Genomic DNA, 18281 nt, shown 5'->3' with positions numbered 1-18281 from the left:
GGTCACTCCTCCCCCAGGATCTGCGGCACCTTGAAACGCTGCTGCTCCTGGGCCGGGGCGCCAGACAGCGCCTCCTGCGGGGTCAGCGACGGGTGGACCTCGTCCGACCGCATGACATTGGTCAGCGGCAACGGGTGGGAGGTCGGGGGTACGTCCTCGGTGGCGACATCGGCTACGCGGGCTACCGCGCCGATAATCACGTCGAGCTGTCCGGCGAAGTGGTCGAGCTCTTCGTCCTTCAGCTCAAGACGCGACAGCCGAGCGAGGTGGGCGACCTCCTCGCGCGTGATGCCAGGCATGCAGCGATCCTCTGGGTTCTTGGCTTGGGTGGTTCGGGCTTGGTGGTTCGAGCTCGGTTGTCGGGCTCGTTCTCGGGCTGGGTTCTCGGGCTCGGATCTCGGGATGGGTGTGAATGCGGTACGTGGCCGAGACCGGCCCGTGCGCTGGGTCGTGATGCGCGCCCAATCCTATGCGCCACAGACGACACCCGACGAAGGCCTTTCCAGCAGCCACCGGACGAGCGGGCCAACCCGGCTTCTGGGGGACGGCGGGGCACGGGGCACGGGCGGCGCTAGTCACGGGGCCGGAGCCATGGGGCTACGGGGCTACGGGGGTACGGGGAGCGGAGCACGGAGCACGGAGCACGGGGCACGGAGCACGGGGCACGGGGCACGGAGCACGGGGCATGGGCCCACGGGGAGCGGGAGCGTACAGGGCACGCACGGAGCAGCACGGGGCGAAGCCGGCCTCCCCCTCAGGCACGGGCCACGGGCCACGGGCCACGGAGCACGGAGCGAAGCCGCTCCCAGACACGGAGCACGGAGCACGGGGCACGAGCGGGCGGAGTACGCCGCCGCCACGGCATAGGGCACGACGCATGCCAGGTCGCGGGCGGTGGTGCCCCGGAGCACCGCCCGGGGTGCATCACCGGGCGGCGCCACCCGCGGCGTGCGTATCGAAGCGGCGGCGGGCGTCCTCGATCTCGTCGAGGTACCGGCGAGTCCATGCGCACATGCCGTTGAAGGAGCGGTCGAGTCGTCGTGGTGCTTCGGGCGGCCAAGCTCCTTGAGCCATCCAATGGGCGACCACATCAGCCATGCCCAGAACCCCTGAGTTCCGCAGTACCGCTGGTCTGACGAATGACCACTTCGAACCCAACACAAAGGTAGGAAGCGCCATGACCACCATTGTGAGGACCTACGCCCGGCAGTGGACGGACAGCCGCGATGCCACCCTTCCCCTGCTGCGCGAGTTGACCGGTGCCGAACCCGCTCTTCGGCTGGCGTTCGAGTCCATCGAACTGGCGGCCATCGGTGACTTCCTTGTCATCGCGGGGCCGGACCACGCGCGTGCCGCGTACGCGCACGCCTCCGCCACCGTGGTTGTCACAGACCTGGACGCCCTGGAGGCGACCCTCACGACCGCCGCCAACGCGACCATCACCACGCCTGCGACCACCGGCCCCACGGGCCGCTTCCGCTATGCCCGGCATGCCGGTGGAAGCGAGATCGAGTACGTCGGACGGGTCCCGGAACTGGTTGAGCGCCTCGTGCGCCCATGGGCGCCGCTGCCTCCTCGCCGACTCGCCCAGCCCGTTGCCTCGTCCCGCCACACCGGGCTCGTTCTGCCCCGCCCGTTCCAACTGTCTGAAGCGGCCGTCTTCAGCCAGCCGTGGCGCGTACCCATACGTCGGGAAAAAACGTTGCGGCACCATGTCGGGCGGGTCTTTTTCACGTGACCGGCTGGTCCGCTTCCTTGGCCACGGGCGACGCGGGCGCCGGCTGTTCGGCCGGCGCCAACGCTGCCGGTATCGACGCTGCCGGTACCGCCGCCGGCAACGATGCTGCCGGTACCGGCGACTCGGCAGCGAGGGCCTGCGCGGCACGAGCACGTTCGGCTTCGCGGTGCCAGCCGCTCTTGCCGCGAAGCTTCAGCCAGGCCGTCGTCTCCTCCGGCGGCATGGCCGCGGCCACCAGCCAGCCCTGCACCGCGTCGCAGCCCAGGTCCCGCAGCCGCTCCCAGGTCTCGTCGTCCTCCACGCCCTCCGCGACGACCAGCAGGCCCAACGAGTGCGCAAGGTCGAGCGTGCAACGGACGATCTCCGCGTCCTCGTTGTCCACGACCAGGCGGGCCACAAACGACCGGTCGATCTTCAGCTCGCTCACAGGCAGCCGGCGCAGGTGCACCAGCGAGGAGTAGCCGGTGCCGAAGTCGTCCAGTGACATTTTGACGCCGTGCCCGGTCAGTCCCGCCATCGTGTCGGCGGCCCGCTGCGGGTCCTCAAGCAGGACGTGCTCGGTGATCTCCAGTTGCAGCGCACCGGGCGGCACGCCGTGCCGGGCCAGTCGCGCGGCGACCGCGCCGGCGAAGCCGGGGGTGTGCACGTCGCGCGGGGACACATTGACCGCGACCGGCACGTTGAGCCCGGCGGCCCGCCACTGGGCGACCTGACCGAGCGCCGTCTCCAGTACGTACTCCGTCAGCTTGGGCATCAGGCCCGAGCTTTCGGCCATGGCGATGAACTCGTCCGGCGGCACCTTGCCCCGGTCCGGGTGCACCCAGCGCACCAGCGCCTCAAGGCCGGCGACGTGCCCGTCGAAGCCGACCTTCGGCTGGTAGTGCAGTTCCACATCGCCCGCGTCGAGGGCGCGGCGCAGGTCGCCGAGGAGGCCGAGCCGGTCCGGTGTGTTGCCGTCGCGGCGCGCCTCGTACACCTCGGTGCCGCTGCGGTCCCGCTTGGCCTGGTACATGGCGACGTCCGCGCGGCGCAGCAGACCCTCAGCGTCGATGGCGTGGTCGGGAAAGACGGCGACTCCGGCACTGGCCTCAAGGACCAGAGTCAGCCCGTCAAGGTCGAGTGGGGAGCTGAGGGAGGCGATAAGCGAGCGTGCGGCGCGCTGAGCGCTGGTCAGGGAGTCGGCGGTGGGCAGCAGTACGGCGAACTCGTCGCCGCCGAGCCTGGCCACCTCGGCGCCGCGCGGCAGCGCCAGCCGCAGCCGCTCGGCTATCTGCAACAGCAGTCGGTCGCCCGCCAGATGGCCGAGGGTGTCGTTGACGGACCGGAACCGGTCGAGGTCGATGAGCACAAGGGCCGAGCGGGTCCCGGCTCGCTCGGCCTCGTCAAGCGCTGACCAGGTGCGTTCCAGCAGCCACTGACGGTTGGGCAGGCCGGTGAGCGGGTCACGCAGTTGCTCTTCGGCACGGACCCGGGCGATCCACAACGTGGAGTCGAGGGCTATGAGCGGCACCGCGAACAGCGGTAGCAGCATCGGGGTGTGCACGCCGACGACGACGATGAGTGGCGCTATGCCCAGGAGGGCGATGCCGACCAGCGCCTGCCGCACTATGGCGGTGCGCACAACGGTGCGCAGTCCTCCACCGCGCGACGACAGGGTGTACCACAGCAGGGCCCGGGTCACTAGCAGATAGGCGAAGGCGACCAGAGCTATCTGGGGAATGACGTACAGGTTCCACGCGTCGGGGCGCCAGGGGTGTTCCACCGAGGGGATGGTGCCGAGCGCTGCGAGGGCGAGCCCGGCGGCGCCAATGCCGAGGATGTCAACGGCGCCGTGGAGCAGGGCCTGTCGCCAGCGGTGCCGCCGGGCGGCGCCGACCAGGACCACCACGGCCAGGCTGATGACGACCGCGGGCAGCCAGCCGTAGAGGAGCAGGGCGGCGAGGGTGAGGGCGGCACCGGAGCCGGTGCCGCCCCACCAGCGATCACGGCCGAGGGCTACCAAATGGCCGACGATCGCTCCCGTCAGCACGGCGAGCGACCAGCCGACGGTGCCGCTCGGGAAGAGGGCGGTGTCGGTCCGCAGTACCCGGAATACGCCAACGCCCAGGGCGATGGCGGCCAGGGCGACGACCGCCGCCGGTAATCCGGGCAGAGCGATCCGGCACAGCCGCGACACTGGGGCGGCGCTGTCGGTCGGTTTCATACCCGTCCCTCTCACAGCCGGCGGTGCCCGCGTCACGGCAGGCGCACATCTCAACAGTAGGCCGCACTAGGCTACGGCGGGCAGCGATCGTCAGCGGTTGCCCGAATGCGCCCCCGCTCTCCGTATCCATCTAATATGCGTTATAAGAGTGATGCCCGCCGACTATGGCGAGTCCACTGTTGAAACGTCTTTGTACTATTCCGACTCTTCCGGTGGCGTGAGCGCAACCTCCCGGGCGGCATCTGGACCCTGCTCCAGCAGCACTCCAAGGCCCTGGTCGTCCAGTACGGGGACCTTCACTTGCACGGCCTTGTCGTACTTGGAACCGGGATCGTCGCCCACGATGACGAAATGCGTCTTTTTGGAAACCGAGCCGGTCACCTTTGCGCCCTGGTTTTGTAGGGCCTCTTTCGCGCCATCACGTGTATACGACTGGAGCGTTCCGGTGACGACGACCGTGAGACCGGCAAGTGGTCTAGGCCCTTCCTCCTCGCCTGCCTCCTCCTCGAAACGCACTCCCGCCGCCCGCCATTTCTCCACGATTTCTCGGTGCCACTCCTCGGCGAACCACTGCTTCACCGACGCCGCGATGGTCCCACCGACGCCTTCGACGACGGCCAGTTCCTCCTCGCTGGCCTCCGCGATCCGGTCCAGGGACCGGAATTCGCGGGCCAGCGCCTGTGCCGCCACCGGGCCGACGTGACGGATCGAAAGGCCGGTGATGATGCGGGCTAGCGGTCGTTCCTTGGCGGCCTGAATGTTCTCCAGCATGGCCAGCGCGTTCTTCTTTGGCTCGCCCTTCTGGTTGGCGAAGAAGGTGACGACCTTTTCCTCGCCGGTCTCCGGGTCACGCTTGGGCAGTCCGCTGTCCATGTTCAGCACGTGCGAACGGATCGGCAGCAGGGCATCGATGTCGAGGCTGAACAGGTCGCCCTCGTTCCGCAGGGGCGGTTCTTCCGGCTCCAGCGGCTGGGTCAGCGCAACGGCCGCCACATAGCCCAGGTGCTCGATGTCCAGGCTCTTGCGCCCGGCGAGGTAGAAGATCCGCTCCCGGATCTGGGCCGGGCAGTGCTGGGCGTTGGGGCAGCGGAGGTCGATGTCGCCCTCCTTCATCGGCTGGAGCGGCTCCTTGCAGGAGGGGCATGTCGTGGGCATCACGAACTCCCGCTCGCTGCCGTCCCGTAGGTCCGCCACCGGGCCGAGGATCTCCGGGATCACATCGCCCGCCTTACGCAGGACGACGGTGTCGCCGATGAGCACGCCCTTGGCCTTGACGACCTCCTGGTTGTGCAGGGTCGCGAACTCGACCTCGGAGCCGGCCACCGTGATGGGCTCGACCACCGCGAACGGTGTGACGCGGCCGGTGCGACCCACGCCGACCCGGATATCGAGCAGCTTGGTGTTGACCTCCTCCGGCGGGTACTTCCAGGCGATGGCCCAGCGCGGTGCCCGCGAGGTGGACCCGAGCCGCCCCTGCAAAGGGATCTCGTCCAGCTTGACGACCACGCCGTCGATCTCGTGCTCCACTGAGTGCCGCGCCGTGGGGTCGCTGTAGCGGGCGATGAACGACCGTACGCCATCTGGCGTATCGGCTACCTCATAGTGGGAGGAGGTCGGCAGGCCCCATTGGTGGAGCAGTGCGTACGCATGGGACTGACAGTCGATGTCGAATCCCGTACGGGCGCCGATGCCGTGCACCACCATGTGCAGCGGTCGGCTTGCGGTGACCTTGGGGTCCTTTTGCCGCAGCGACCCGGCCGCCGCGTTCCGCGGGTTGGCGAAGGGCGGTTTTCCGGCCTCCACCAAACGGGCGTTGAGCTCTTGGAAGCGCTCCATGGGGATGAAGACCTCGCCCCGCACCTCGACCAGGGCCGGCACGTCGTCGCCACCGTGCAGCCGGTCCGGGATTTCCGCGATCGTGCGCACGTTGGGCGTGACGTCCTCACCGGTGCGCCCACCGCCCCGGGTGGCCGCGCGGGTCAGCCGGCCGTGCTCGTAGGTGAGGTTGATCGCGAGACCGTCCACCTTCAACTCGCACAAGTAGTGGTATGAGGCGTCCGCGCCGACGTCCTTGGCGATGCGGTCGATCCAGGCGGTCAGCTCCTCCTCATCGAAGGCGTTGTCCAAGCTGAGCATCGGCTCACGGTGCTCGACCTCGGTGAACTCCGTCTCGTACGCCCCGGCCACCTTCTGGGTGGGCGAGTCGGGCGTACGCAACTGCGGGTGCTCGTTCTCCAGTGCCTCAAGGGTGCGCAGTAGCTTGTCGAACTCCGCGTCGCTGATGACCGGCGCGTCCTTGACGTAGTACCGGAAGCGGTGTTCCTCGACTTGTTCGGCCAGGAGCTGGTGCCGCTCCCTGGCATCGGGGGGCACCTCCGACCGCGCCTCGGCGGGCAGCGCCGTGGGGCTTTCGCCCGCCGCCGTGCCCTGAGCCGCGCTCTCGCCTTCGGCCACCGTTTCGCCAGCCACCGTCTCGACCTCCCGTAACCTCATCCGTCCACCCACCGCTCCGCAGGCCACCGCACCGCGGAACGGGCGCGCCCTCACTCAGGGTTGTCCACGAGCGATGCCGCCGCCCGAACGCAATGGGCCAGCGCGGCCCGCGCATACCTCGGCGAGGCACCCGCAAGACCGCAAGAGGGTGTGACCACCACGGACTCCGCGAGAGTCCCCGGCGCCAGCCCCAACCTGCGCCATAGCGTCCTGACACCCATGACGCTACCGGCAGGGTCTGACAATGCCCCCGATTGCGGGTCCACGCCGGGCACCACACCGGCGAACAGGGTCAGGCCGTCCTCGACCACCGCACCGATCGACTCCTCCTCACTCTCCGTGAGGAGGGAGAAGTCGAAGGAGACGCCCGCAGCCCCCGCGCGGCGCAGCAGTGTGAACGGCACCTGCGGCGCACAGCAGTGCACGACCACAGGACCATCGGTCACCGCGAACACCTCGCGCAACGCCCCCTCGACCGCCACCCGGTCCACGGCGGGATGGGTGCGGTAGCCACTGGCGGAGCTGACCCGGCCGAGCAGTACGGCGCCCAGCGACGGCTCGTCGAGTTGGAGCACCACGCGGGCGTCCGGCATCCGGCGGCGAACCTCGGCGAGGTGCTCGCGCAGCCCCTCGGCCAGCGATCCGGTCAGGTCGCGGCAGGCACCGGGGTCGCTGAGCATCGCCTCGCCGCCGCGTAGCTCCAGCGCGGCGGCCAACGTCCAGGGCCCGACCGCCGACACCTTGAGCGTTCCGGCGTACCCCTGGGTGAACTCCTCCAGGGCGTCGAGGTCCTCGCCAAGCCAGGACCGAGCCCGCCGGGTGTCCCGGCCCGGCCGGTCGCCGAGCCGCCAGCCGCTGGGCTCCACCCGCGCGTACAGCTCGATGAGCATCCCGGCGGTGCGCCCGATCAGATCGGCCCCGGGCCCCCGTGCGGGCAGCTCTGGCAGATACGGCAGTCGCTCCAGCGACCCGGTCACGCTCTTCGCGGCCTCCCGCGCGTCCTCGCCCGGCATCGACCCGATCCCGGTGGCGACGCCCGCGCCCCAAGCCATCTCGTTGTTCTCGCTCACGCTCACGCAGGAAGCGTACGAGGCGCGGGGCGCACCGCCTCCCACTACCCGCTCGGGCGCGGCGCCACCCGCTCTACGGGCCCGACGCCGTACGGTCCGTACGCCAAGCAAGCCGGGCGCCCAACGCCGCAACACGGGTGCGCGGCGCGGTGCGCGCGCCTCGTGGCGAGCGCCTCAGCCGACCGGGCGGACCGACATGTCGGTGATCTCCGCGTCGCGCGGCAGGTCCAGGGCGGTGAGCAGCGTGGTGGCGACCGACTCCGGCTTCATCCAGCGCTCCGGGTCGTACTCCTTGCCCTCCTGCTGATGCACCTTGACCTGCATCGGCGTGGCCGTACGTCCCGGGTAGATGGTGGTGACCCGAAGCCCGTTGCCGCTCTCTTCCCAGCGCAGTGCGTCGGCGAGGGCCTTGAGGCCATGCTTGCTTGCTGCGTACGCGCTCCATTGGGCGCTGGCCCGCAGTCCCGCACCCGAGTTGACGAACACCACATGCCCCTTGGCCAGCCGGAGCTGCGGCAGCAGCAGTCGGGTCAGCTCGGCCGGGGAGACCAGATTGGCGGCCAGTTGCTGGTTCCACGCCGCCGGGGTCAGTTCGCCGACCTCGCCGAGTTCCACGATGCCGGCGATGTGCAACAGCGAGTCGAGGCGTTCTGGCACCTGCTGGTGGCTGAGCGCCCAGGACAACCGCTCGGGCTCCGCCAGATCACCGACGAGCGTCTTGGCTCCGGGGAACCGCGCCGCCAGTTCCTTCGCCCGCCCGGCGTCGCGTGCCAGCAGCCACACCTCCGCGCCGCGTGCGCACAACCGCTCCGCGACGACGGTGCCGATGCCGGAGCCTGCCCCAGTGATCAAATGCGTACCCATGCACTGATCCTAACGACGCCTCCCGGACCCCACCGGCACCCGGGTGGAGGAGCGGGCAGGGAACGCGGAAGGCCCCACCCCGCGCTACGAGACGGCAGCGCTCATGAGCGTCCGTCACCCTGCCATGCACAGCAGCACGGGGCAGCGGATCAGACTGCTCGCTGCGCTAGCGGGGGCGCGGGGCGCAGGGTTTTCGGCCGCGGCCGGGACGCGTGGGCCACGAAGAACAGGAACAGTCCGCAGGTGGCGACCAGGACCCAGCCAGGGCGGGAAGCGTGCGCGAGCCCCGTCGGGGTGGCGCCGGCGACCAGACCGCCGGCGATGGCGATGCCCAGCGCGGAGCCGAATTGGCGGGCGGTGGAGGCGATCGCTCCGGCCACCCCAGCCCGCTCGGGGGGCAGCCCGCTCACTGCGGTGTTGGTGATCGGGGCGTTGGCGAAGCCGAATCCGATGCCGATGAGCAGATATGCCAGCAAAAGCAGCAGCACGCTCGTGTGCTGGTCGAGTCCGGTTAGGCAGAGTCCGCCGACCGTGGTGAAGCCGCCGGCCAGCGCCAGCGGCAGCCGCGGTCCGGTACGTCCGACCAACCGGCCGGCCAGGGGTGCGCAGATGGTCGCTCCGACGGCCATGGGCAAGGTCGCAAGGCCGGCGGCCAGTGGTGTCCATCCCCGAGCGTGTTGCAGGTAGAAGGTGTTGAGCAGGAGCGTCACGTTGAGGGACACAAAGATCGCCATGGCGCCCAGGACCGCGCTGCTGAAGGCCAAGCGCCGGTAGAGCCGTAGGTCCATCAGGGGTTCGGGCCGGTGGGACTCGACGTACCCGAATCCGACCGCCGCCACGGCGACGAGCGCGCAACCGCCCAGCACCGGGGGCGACGTCCAACCGATGTGCGGCCCCTCGATCAGGACGCCGATCGAGGCCCCGATGACCACGGTCAGCAGGGCCTGCCCGGGGAGGTCGGGTCGCGGCGCCCGCTGCGCCCGGGACTCCGGTACGAACACCGCGGTGAGTACGAGGGCGGTCACGATGATCGGCGCATTGATCCAAAACACCGAGCGCCAGCCGAAGGCCGCGATGAGCGCGCCGCCTACGACAGGTCCTGCGGCCATGCTGAGCCCGAAGACCGACGCCCAGACACCGATCGCCTGCGCGCGCTCCTTGGGGTCGGGCATCGCGTTCACCACGATCGCGAGCGCCACCGGGCTGAGCATCGAGGCTCCGATCCCCTGACCGGCACGGGCCGCGATGAGCACGCCCGCCGAGGGGGCGATCGCGCAAACCAGTGAGGATGCGCCGAACACGACCAACCCGAACTGGAACACCCGCCGCCGTCCGAAGCGATCCGCCAGCGCACCGGAGGAGATCAGGAGGCTGGCCAGCATGAGGGTGTACGCGTCCACGGTCCATTCGAGGCTGCGGGTGCCGATATCCAGGCCGCGCCCGATGGCGGGCAGGCCCACGTTGACGATGGTGGTGTCAAGGCCCACCAGGAACATGCTCAGACAGCAGACGGCCAGCACCGTCCAGCGTCTGCGCGCGCTCAAAGGGGACGGTATGGACTGAGTCGTCGCGGTCACGGCCTACCTCTTTTTTCCGGGGAACATCTGCCCGGCAAGGCTCAGGCCCGGGGGCAACCGCTGCCCAGTACCTTTGCGGAAACTGCAAAATGGGCTCCATGGACGCGGAGCTACAGCAGATCATCGATGGCATCGGCCCCCGGTTGCGCACGCTGCGCCGGGACCGTGGACTCACGCTGGAGGCGCTTGCGGCGACGACCGGGATGTCGGTGAGCACGCTGTCACGGCTTGAGTCGGGCAACCGGCGCCCCACCCTTGACCTGCTCATCCCGCTCGCGCGTACGTACCGCATCGCACTCGACCAACTGGTGGCCGCGCCGGCCAGCGGTGACCCTCGGGTGCACCTCAAGCCCGTGCGCAAGGGTCACGGCAGCATCCTCGTACCGCTGACGCAGTATCCGGGCCGGGTGCAGGTGTTCAAGCAGGTGCTGGCTCCTCGCGAGCCGACCTTGGTGACCCACGACGGCTACGAGTGGCTCTACGTGCTCGCGGGCGAGCTACGCCTCATCATCGGTGAACAGGAGTGCACGCTCCACCCCGGTGAGGTGGCCGAGTTCGACACGACAGAACCGCACTGGTTCGGCCCGGCCAACGCGAGCGCCGTGGAGATTCTGCACCTGTTCGGACCGCGAGGCGACCAAGCCGTCATCCGTGCGAGGCCGTCTCCCGCGCACCCCGCTCCGGCGACCACCATGGCCCCGCCAACGCCGCCAACGCCGCCGACGCCGTGACCGTCGTCACGGACCCGCGCGACGCCTAGCCGGCCGTCAGGGGCGTACGCCTGCCTGCTCCTCCAGGTACGCCAGCGCGCCCACCCCGTCCTCCGCGAAGAACACCAGGTCGGTCAGCGGAAGGGGCAGGAAGCCCTCCTGCTCCATCCGCTGGAACTGCTGCTTGAGGCCGTCGTAGAAGCCCGCCGCGTTCAGCAGCACTACCGGTTTGGTGTGCAACCCGTGCTTCTTCAACTCCAGGATCTCGGTCGCCTCGTCCAGCGTTCCCGTACCACCCACCATGATCACGATCGCGTCGGCGCGCGCGAGGAGCTGCGCCTTGCGTTCGGCCAGGTCCTTGGTGATCAGCATCTCGTCGGCGTTCCGGCGCGCCTTGGCCCGGAGGAACTCCACAGACACCCCGACCAGCCGCCCGCCATGCTGCTGCACCCCATCGGCCATGACCTTCATGAGCCCGGCCTCGGACCCGCCCCAGACCATCGTGTGACCGCCCTTGCCGAGCAGCTCCGCGAACTCACGGGCTGGCCCGACATAGCGCTCATCCAGGTCGGCGGCGGAGCAAAAGACACAGATATTCATACGCGTCACTGTACGAGGGAGACCGCGCGCCGCGTTCCCCTGCGCTCACCTGTTCGCCGCGCGGTGGGTGTTCGCCGCGCGGTGGATGGGGTGGTCCCGTTCAAGCCAAGCGGGCCGGAGCCCGGCGTTCCGTCTGGGCGATCGTCGCCGAGCCCACCACCCGCGTCCCGTCGTACAGCACGATCGCCTGGCCCGGGGCCACGCCGCGTACCGGCTCCGTGAAGCTGACCTTCAGGGCGTCGTCCACCAGTTCCGCCGCGACCGCCGTCTCGCTGCCGTGGGCGCGAAGCTGGGCGGTGTACGTGCCGGGGCCTGACGGCGGGGTGCCGCACCAACGGGGCTTGATCGCGGTCAGCGCCGTGATGTCGAGCGCGTCGGCCGGTCCGACCGTGACGGTGTTGTTCACCGGGGAGATATCGAGCACATAGCGGGGCTTGCCATCGGCGGCGGGCACGCCGAGGCGTAGGCCCTTGCGCTGGCCGATGGTGAAGCCGTACGCACCCTCGTGGGTGCCCAGCTTGGCGCCGTCCTCGTCCACTATGTCGCCCTCCGCCATGCCCAGCCGCTTGGCTAGGAAGCCTTGAGTGTCGCCGTCGGCGATGAAGCAGATGTCGTGACTGTCGGGCTTCTTCGCGACGGCCAGGTCGCGCCGCTCCGCCTCCGCGCGAATCTCGCCCTTGGTGGTGAGGGTGTCGCCGAGCGGGAACATCGCGTGCGCGAGTTGCCGGTCATCCAGCACGCCGAGGACATAGCTCTGGTCCTTGGCCAGATCGGAGGCGCGGTGCAGTTCCCGGGAGCCGTCGTCGCGGGTGACGACGGTGGCGTAATGACCGGTGCACACCGCGTCGAAGCCGAGGGCGAGCGCCTTGTCGAGCAGCGCCGCGAACTTGATCTTCTCGTTGCAGCGCAGGCACGGGTTCGGAGTGCGACCCGCCGCGTACTCGGCGACGAAGTCCTCGACCACGTCCTCCCGGAACCGCTCGGCCAGGTCCCAGACGTAGAACGGGATGCCGATCACGTCGGCCGCACGGCGCGCGTCCCGCGAGTCCTCGATGGTGCAGCAACCGCGCGCACCGGTACGGAACGACTGCGGGTTGGCGGACAACGCGAGGTGCACGCCGGTCACCTCGTGCCCGGCCTCGGCGGCCCGCGCGGCGGCGACGGCGGAGTCAACGCCGCCGGACATGGCGGCTAGTACGCGAAGGCGACGGCCGTCGCGCGGAGCGGAGGGGTCAGGGGCGCCCGGGAAGTCAGTCATAACGGTCCCAGGGTACGGGTGTGCGGGACCGCGCGTCGCGACGGTTCCTTCCCGGGCGGCCACGGCTCTTTCCGAGCGGCCACGTCCCGTCTTTGTGGGCTGCGGCCTCGCTCCGTCGTGTGGGGCCCCCGGCGCTGTCGCGCCGTACGGAGCGCCGTACGGAGCCTCGTATGGAACGCCCGCCCTGCCGCGCCGTACGGAGCGTCGTGTGGAACGCGGGCCCCGTCGCACCGTACGGACCCTTCGGCCAGCGGTTCGCGCCCCGGCGCCGGGGCGCGAACCGCTAGCTCAGCCCCGCGCTGCGGGCGCGTGCGACCGCGGGGCCGATGACTGCCCCCACTGCCTCCACATCCGCCTTCGTCGAGGTGTGCCCCAGCGAGAACCGCAGCGTGCCGCGCGCCAACTCCGGACAGGAGCCCGTGGCGAGCACCACATGGCTCGGCTGGGCGACACCAGCCGTACAGGCAGAGCCCGTAGAACACTCGATGCCCTGGGCGTCGAGCAGCAGCAGCAAGGAATCTCCCTCACAGCCGGGGAAGGAGAAGTGCGCGTTAGCGGGCAGTCGGCCCGCCGGGTCGGGGTCGCCGCCCAGCACCACGTCCGGGACCGTCTCGGTGACGGCCGCGATGAGCGTGTCCCGCAGCGCGCCGATCTCGTGTGCGAAGTCCTCACGGCGCGCGGCGGCCAGCTCTCCGGCCACCGCGAACGCCGCTATGGCGGGCACGTCCAGCGTCCCCGAGCGCACGTGCCGCTCCTGGCCACCGCCGTGCAGCAGCGGAACGGGCGCATAGGCGCGACCGAGCAACAGCGCCCCAATCCCGTACGGGCCGCCGATCTTGTGTCCGGTCACGGTCATCGCAGCGAGCCCGGAGGCCGCGAAGTCCAGCTCGACCTGGCCGAACGCCTGTACCGCATCCGCGTGCAGCGGCACATCGAACTCGCGCGCAACGGCGGCCAGTTCCACCACCGGCATGATCGTGCCGATCTCGTTGTTGGCCCACATCACGGTCGCCAGCGCCACATCGGACGGGTCACGGGCGATGGCCGCACGGAGCGCGTCGGGACTGACCCTGCCGTACGCGTCAACCGGCAGCCACTCCACCCGCGCGCCCTCGTGCGTGGCGAGCCAGTCCACCGCGTCCAGCACCGCATGGTGCTCGACGGGGCTGGCGAGCACCCGGGTACGGGCCGGGTCGGCGGCGCGCCGGGCCCAGTAGAGGCCCTTGACGGCCAGGTTGTCGGACTCGGTGCCGCCCGCGGTGAAAACCACCTCACTGGGGCGGGCGCCCAACGCCGCGGCAAGCGATTCGCGGGACTCCTCCACGGTGCGGCGCGCACGCCGCCCGGCGGCGTGCAACGAGGAGGCGTTGCCGGTGACGGCGAGCTGGTCAGTCATCGCCCGCACCGCCTCCGGAAGCATCGGGGTGGTGGCGGCGTGGTCGAGGTAGGCCATGATGCGGACGATTCTACGAGCCGCAACGGCGTGCACGGCAGGCGCGTGGAGGCTCGGAAACCCTACGCAGCCGAGCACGAGCCCGGCGCGGACGCTGTTGCCCCAGGTGGCACCCGGTGACGGAGCCAAGCGCCGGTGCGCCGCCCCGGCGCCCACGAGGTGTCCACGACGTGTCCACCGGGCCTACGCGGGGCGCCCACGGGCCCCTCCGAGGGCCGCCCCGCGGCTCCGTGCCCCGTGACGGTCTCTCGTGCTCCGTGCTCCGTGCTCCGTGCTCCGTGCCCCGTGCTCCGTGCCCCGTGGGGCTCCGTGGCCCCGTGCTCCGTAAGGCCCCGCGCGCTCCGTGGCCCGTGGCCCCATGGCTCCGTGCTCCGTGCCCCGTAGGGCCCCGCGGCTCGTGCTCCGCGCTCCGTGCTCCGTGCCCCGTGGGGCTCCGTGCCCCGTGCCCCGTGGGGCTCCGCGCCCCGTAGGGCCCCGCGGCTCGTGCCCCGTGGGGGCTCCGTGCCCGTGCGTGCTCCGTGCCCCGTTGGGCTCCGCGCTCCGCGCCCCATGCCCCGTACCCACAGCCACGGACAGGCCGGCGGTGGCGCCCCGTACAGGCTCGACGAGCCTGTAATGAGTTACTAGCATTACGGACATGACATCCTGGGCACTGGATCGTACATACCTCTCGTCCGCCGGCACCGTGCGTTGGGCGGAACTCGGCGCGCCCGACGCGCCGCCCGTTATCCTGCTGCACGGCACGCCGTTCTCGTCGTACGTCTGGCGCGGTGTCGCCCGTTCGCTGGCCGACCGGTATCGCGTACTGGTGTGGGACATGCCCGGCTACGGCACGTCCGACCGGCACGAGGGGCAGGACGTGTCCCTGGCCTCGCAGGCGTCCGTCTTTGTGGAGTTGCTGGCGCACTGGGGCCTGCATCCGGGCGGCGCAGACGAGAGCCCGCAACAGGCTCCGGGATCGGATGGAAGCAGCGGGGCCCCCTTCGCCACGCCGCACGCGTTTCCCGCCCCGTACGTCATCGCACACGACTTCGGCGGCTGCGTCGCGCTCCGCGCCCATCTGCTGCACGGCGCCCCGTACCGGGCGCTGGCCCTCGTGGACCCCGTGGCGCTGGCCCCCTGGGGCTCGGCCTCGTATCGGCTGCTGGGCGACAATGCCGAGGTGTTCGGGCAGTTGCCGCCCAGCCTGCACCGTGCGCTGCTACGTGAGTACGTCAGTTCCGCAAGCGCCCATGGGCTGCACCCGGCCGTTCTCGACCGACTGGTCGAACCGTGGTGCGGCGACGCGGGGCAGCCCGCCTTCTACCGGCAGATCGCACAAAACGACCAGCGCTACACGGACGAGATCCAGGGTCGCTATGGCGAACTCCGGCTACCGGTACTTGTCTGCTGGGGCACCGACGACGCCTGGATTCCCGTCGCCAAGGCGCACGAACTGGCCTCCCTCATCCCTGGCGCCCGCCTTCGCCTCATCGAAGGAGCCGGGCATCTGGTCCAGGAGGACGCCCCTGCGGAGCTGACCGGGGCGCTGACGGGGTTTCTGCACGGCCTCGACGACTGACTCGGCCCCCACGCCCGCAGTTCGCTGACCGGGAAATCGGCCCGGCCCCGGGCCCGGAAGGGACACACGTCGCCTCGCCCCGGGCCCGGAAGGGGCACGCCTCGCCCGCCGGGTAGGTGTACGGCTTCGACTTGGGGAGGGTGACGATGGGGCCTTCGGCGTCCGGAGGGACCGCTCCACCGGCGGCGCAACGCCACCCGCCTGGAGCCGGCCAAGCCGGGTCGGGATGGGATGGGATGGGACGAGATAGATCGGGATGGGACGGGCCGGGTTTTGCCGGCCTGGGGGCCGGCCTAGGGGGCCGCCACCCTACGGCGACGTCGGACCGAGGTTCCAGGTGGCGGAGACGGTGAAGTTGGCCTCGCCCTTGCCGGTGAAGACGCCGAGGCTGAGGTCGGTGCCCAGCGTGACGCCGAACTCCACCGTGACCTCGTCCGGGCGGCGCGCGGAGTCCGCGAGGGACTGGTGGATGCTCTCCAGCACCCCGCCGAGCGGGCGTAGCGCGGTCACCAGCGCCTGACCGCCCGCGGTGAGGGCCCGGGCGGTCCTGCCATCGGCGCTGATCGCTCGGGCGCCGCCGAAACCAGCGGGCAGTTCGAGATCGGGTCGCGGCGCACCGTACGAGTCAGCAGGCGCGCCACTGGCCGGACTGCCCGCACGTGAACCGCTGGCACCACCTGAATCACTGGCACCACCTGAACCGCTGGCACCCGGATTCCGCCTGTCATCAGGGCCCTCCGGGCCACCGGAACTACCAGGGCCACCAGCGCCCCCAGGAGCCGCAGGCGGCGCCGCAGGACGTGCCCCGTCGGCGACCGGGGTGAGGTGCAGCCAGGCGACGGTGCCGTCATCGAAGGTCAGCGCGAGATCCCCCATGTCGATCAGTGTGGCATGAGGCGCTGGGGCCCGGACAGTGAACGGAGCGCGCGGGCCGCGGGGTTGGCAGTCAGCAGCCAGCCCGCAGCAGCCGCTACCCCAGCTTGACCCGCGCCAACTGGCGTCCCTGCGCTACCAGTTGGTCCGCGCTGTCCCACACCTGGGTGTCCTCCTCCAGGAAGCCGCACGCCAGGTTGCGGGTGGCGACGAAGACCCGTAGCCGACCGGGGGCGGGGCGGCGGCGTATGTGGGCGGTGAGCTCCACCGTGGGCACCCAGCCGCTCAGCCCCAGGTCGAACGCGGTGGGCGGCAGCGCGTCCACCGCCAGCAGCAGGGACAGCGGGTCGTGGTCCCGGCCATCAGCGAGGCCGAACCAAGCACGCATGTCGCCAAGCCCGCTGGGCTGGCCGATCGCCCAGCCCGCGGTCGCCGGGTCGAGGCGCATGTCGAACCGGCCGACGATCTCGGAGCTGTTGGCCAGCGAAGGCTGCCCATCGGGGGCGTCGTCGGCGCCCAGGCAGTTCTCGTACGAGGGCATGGCGTGCGGCGTGGCGGCCGTGCGTACGTCGTTGGGCAGGGCGCCCAGATCCCCGTAGGTGGCCAGTACGCGGATGCGCTCCACCTCTGCGCCGCTCTCATCGGTTTGGACGAGGGATGCCTGGCCTGTGGAGAGGGTGCGGCCGGTGCGTATCGACTCGGTGCGGATGACGGCGGGGCCCGGCTGCGAGGCGGTCAGGTAGTGCGCCGTGATCGTGAACGGGTCGGGATGTGCGAGCGCATCCCCCAGCGCGCGGCCGAGCACGGCCAGCAGGTAGCCGCCGTTGAGTGCCTTGAGGATGCTCCACCGTGCGGAGAGGTCAACGTCGTAGGCCGCGAGGGCCCCGGTGTGATCGGCGCCGGGTTCGGCGTCGGAGCCTGGGCCAGGGACGCGGCGGGTCACCACCGTGTCCCGGTCGAACTCGCTGTTACCGATGGTTGCCTGTGCCATGACGAGCACGGTACACGGGTTGATTACCGGCGGGTAGGTTCGCCCTTCCCGCCGCACTTGCTGCGCCGTTTTCTCCGCCACTTCGACGCCATTTACGCGCCATTTCCTACGGAATATCCACACCGCTCCCTTCGCAGTTCTTCCTCTGACTTTTCCTCTGATCTTCTCCCGCTAAGCCTCTTCTTGCGCCGCACTACGCCGGTTCCACGCCCGCGGCGCGCGCCAACCGAAGCGCATCGCACACAGCCGCAGCCCGAACGCCAGCATCGCGGCCAGCGCGCTGGTGCCGCCGCTCAACGCGTCAAAGTGCAGCAGCAGGGCCACCACCGACGAGCCCACCAGGGCCGGTACGGCATAGATCTCGCGGTCCCAACGCAGCAGCGAGGGGATCTCATTGGCCAGTACGTCCCGCAGCACGCCGCCGCCAGCCGCCGTGGCGATGCCCAGGGCGACCGATGCGGTCAGGCTCAACCCGTACGCATGGGCCTTGGTCGTGCCCGCGACACAGAACAGGCCAAGGCCCGCCGCATCGAAGATCCCTACCGCCCCGTTGATCCGCTCCACCTCGGGGTGAAGGAAGAACACCAGGCCCGCGGCGATCAGCGGAGTCACGAAGTAGCCGAGGTCGGCGAAGGCGGCGGGCGGCACGGCCCCGATGATCAGGTCCCGGATCAGCCCGCCGCCCAACGCGGTGACCTCGGCCAGCACGGCTATGCCGAAGATGTCGAAGTTCTTGCGTACGGCGAGCAGTGCGCCCGACATCGCGAAGACGAAGATCCCGGCGAGGTCCATGGAGCGCAGCACGGATGGCGTGAACAGGTCAGTGAGCACCCGCTATTTTTACCCCGTGGGTCCGGGATGCCCCGATCCGAGCGGCAGTGATCCGGCCC

Annotated in this window: 15 protein-coding genes and 1 pseudogene; 3 read left to right on the top strand and 13 right to left on the bottom strand. The window is 70.5% G+C overall.

Going from position 1 to position 18281, the window contains the following annotated elements:
• Positions 1–2: 2 nt before the first annotated feature.
• Together gatC and FHS42_RS14190 are read right to left on the bottom strand one after the other, a co-directional pair.
• Complete coding sequence (gene gatC / locus FHS42_RS14195; RefSeq protein ID WP_184572556.1) at positions 3–299, bottom strand: Asp-tRNA(Asn)/Glu-tRNA(Gln) amidotransferase subunit GatC; 297 nt, start codon at positions 297–299, stop codon at positions 3–5.
• Between the two features lie 625 nt (positions 300–924).
• Positions 925–1179, bottom strand: a complete 255-nt coding sequence (locus tag FHS42_RS14190) for a hypothetical protein (RefSeq protein WP_184572555.1) — start codon at positions 1177–1179, stop codon at positions 925–927.
• On the opposite strand from FHS42_RS14190, the pseudogene FHS42_RS14185 reads away from it, so the two are divergent.
• Positions 1178–1552: pseudogene (locus FHS42_RS14185) on the top strand (VOC family protein); the annotation flags it as partial. The gene FHS42_RS14190 and the pseudogene FHS42_RS14185 overlap by 2 nt on opposite strands.
• Positions 1553–1730: 178 nt before the next feature.
• Here FHS42_RS14185 and FHS42_RS14180 read toward each other — a convergent pair.
• The 5 genes from FHS42_RS14180 to FHS42_RS14160 all read right to left on the bottom strand — a co-directional run bounded on the left by FHS42_RS14180 (position 1731) and on the right by FHS42_RS14160 (position 9945).
• Positions 1731–3941, bottom strand: coding sequence for a putative bifunctional diguanylate cyclase/phosphodiesterase (locus FHS42_RS14180; RefSeq protein ID WP_184572554.1), 2211 nt, complete (start codon positions 3939–3941; stop codon positions 1731–1733).
• 195 nt (positions 3942–4136) lie between these two features.
• The gene (gene ligA, locus FHS42_RS14175; protein WP_184572553.1) at positions 4137–6434 is read right to left on the bottom strand and encodes an NAD-dependent DNA ligase LigA; all 2298 of its coding nucleotides are present in this window, start codon (positions 6432–6434) and stop codon (positions 4137–4139) included.
• Between the two features lie 50 nt (positions 6435–6484).
• Complete coding sequence (locus tag FHS42_RS14170) at positions 6485–7486, bottom strand: methionine synthase (protein WP_184572685.1); 1002 nt, start codon at positions 7484–7486, stop codon at positions 6485–6487.
• Positions 7487–7678: 192 nt separating this feature from the next.
• A complete protein-coding gene (locus tag FHS42_RS14165) occupies positions 7679–8368 on the bottom strand; it encodes an SDR family oxidoreductase (RefSeq protein WP_184572552.1) in 690 nt (229 codons plus the stop codon).
• A gap of 149 nt (positions 8369–8517) precedes the next feature.
• Positions 8518–9945, bottom strand: a complete 1428-nt coding sequence (locus tag FHS42_RS14160; protein ID WP_312866866.1) for an MFS transporter — start codon at positions 9943–9945, stop codon at positions 8518–8520.
• 98 nt (positions 9946–10043) lie between these two features.
• Here FHS42_RS14160 and FHS42_RS14155 point away from each other — a divergent pair, with 98 nt between their 5' ends.
• Positions 10044–10676 (top strand): helix-turn-helix domain-containing protein, encoded by a 633-nt coding sequence (locus FHS42_RS14155; protein WP_184572551.1) that lies wholly within the window; start codon positions 10044–10046, stop codon positions 10674–10676.
• Positions 10677–10712: 36 nt separating this feature from the next.
• On the opposite strand, the gene FHS42_RS14150 is transcribed toward FHS42_RS14155, so the two are convergent.
• The 3 genes from FHS42_RS14150 to FHS42_RS14140 all read right to left on the bottom strand — a co-directional run bounded on the left by FHS42_RS14150 (position 10713) and on the right by FHS42_RS14140 (position 13966).
• Positions 10713–11255, bottom strand: coding sequence for an LOG family protein (locus FHS42_RS14150; protein ID WP_184572550.1), 543 nt, complete (start codon positions 11253–11255; stop codon positions 10713–10715).
• A gap of 100 nt (positions 11256–11355) precedes the next feature.
• Positions 11356–12513 carry a tRNA 2-thiouridine(34) synthase MnmA gene (mnmA, locus tag FHS42_RS14145; protein ID WP_184572549.1) on the bottom strand — a complete coding sequence of 386 codons (1158 nt, stop codon included), beginning with the start codon at positions 12511–12513 and terminating at the stop codon, positions 11356–11358.
• Between the two features lie 283 nt (positions 12514–12796).
• The gene (locus tag FHS42_RS14140; RefSeq protein ID WP_184572548.1) at positions 12797–13966 is read right to left on the bottom strand and encodes a cysteine desulfurase family protein; all 1170 of its coding nucleotides are present in this window, start codon (positions 13964–13966) and stop codon (positions 12797–12799) included.
• A 637-nt stretch (positions 13967–14603) separates the two neighbouring features.
• On the opposite strand from FHS42_RS14140, the gene FHS42_RS14135 reads away from it, so the two are divergent.
• Positions 14604–15527 (top strand): alpha/beta fold hydrolase, encoded by a 924-nt coding sequence (locus FHS42_RS14135; protein ID WP_184572547.1) that lies wholly within the window; start codon positions 14604–14606, stop codon positions 15525–15527.
• 309 nt (positions 15528–15836) lie between these two features.
• Here the strand turns inward: FHS42_RS14135 and FHS42_RS36215 are convergent, their stop codons facing one another.
• The 3 genes from FHS42_RS36215 to FHS42_RS14120 all read right to left on the bottom strand — a co-directional run bounded on the left by FHS42_RS36215 (position 15837) and on the right by FHS42_RS14120 (position 18222).
• Entirely contained in the window at positions 15837–16403 is a 567-nt protein-coding gene (locus FHS42_RS36215) for a CU044_2847 family protein (protein ID WP_221476471.1), read from the bottom strand.
• A gap of 94 nt (positions 16404–16497) precedes the next feature.
• Positions 16498–17391 (bottom strand): thioesterase family protein, encoded by an 894-nt coding sequence (locus FHS42_RS14125; RefSeq protein WP_184572546.1) that lies wholly within the window; start codon positions 17389–17391, stop codon positions 16498–16500.
• A gap of 171 nt (positions 17392–17562) precedes the next feature.
• Positions 17563–18222: a trimeric intracellular cation channel family protein gene (locus tag FHS42_RS14120; RefSeq protein WP_184572545.1), complete on the bottom strand. Its 660-nt coding sequence runs from the start codon at positions 18220–18222 to the stop codon at positions 17563–17565.
• Positions 18223–18281 lie beyond the last annotated feature (59 nt).

This window comes from Streptomyces zagrosensis (assembly GCF_014203645.1).
In the GTDB taxonomy this organism is placed as follows: Bacteria; Actinomycetota; Actinomycetes; order Streptomycetales; family Streptomycetaceae; genus Streptomyces; species Streptomyces zagrosensis.
The sequence above is the reverse complement of the archived record's forward strand: the minus strand, read 5'-3'. Positions and strand labels throughout refer to the sequence as shown.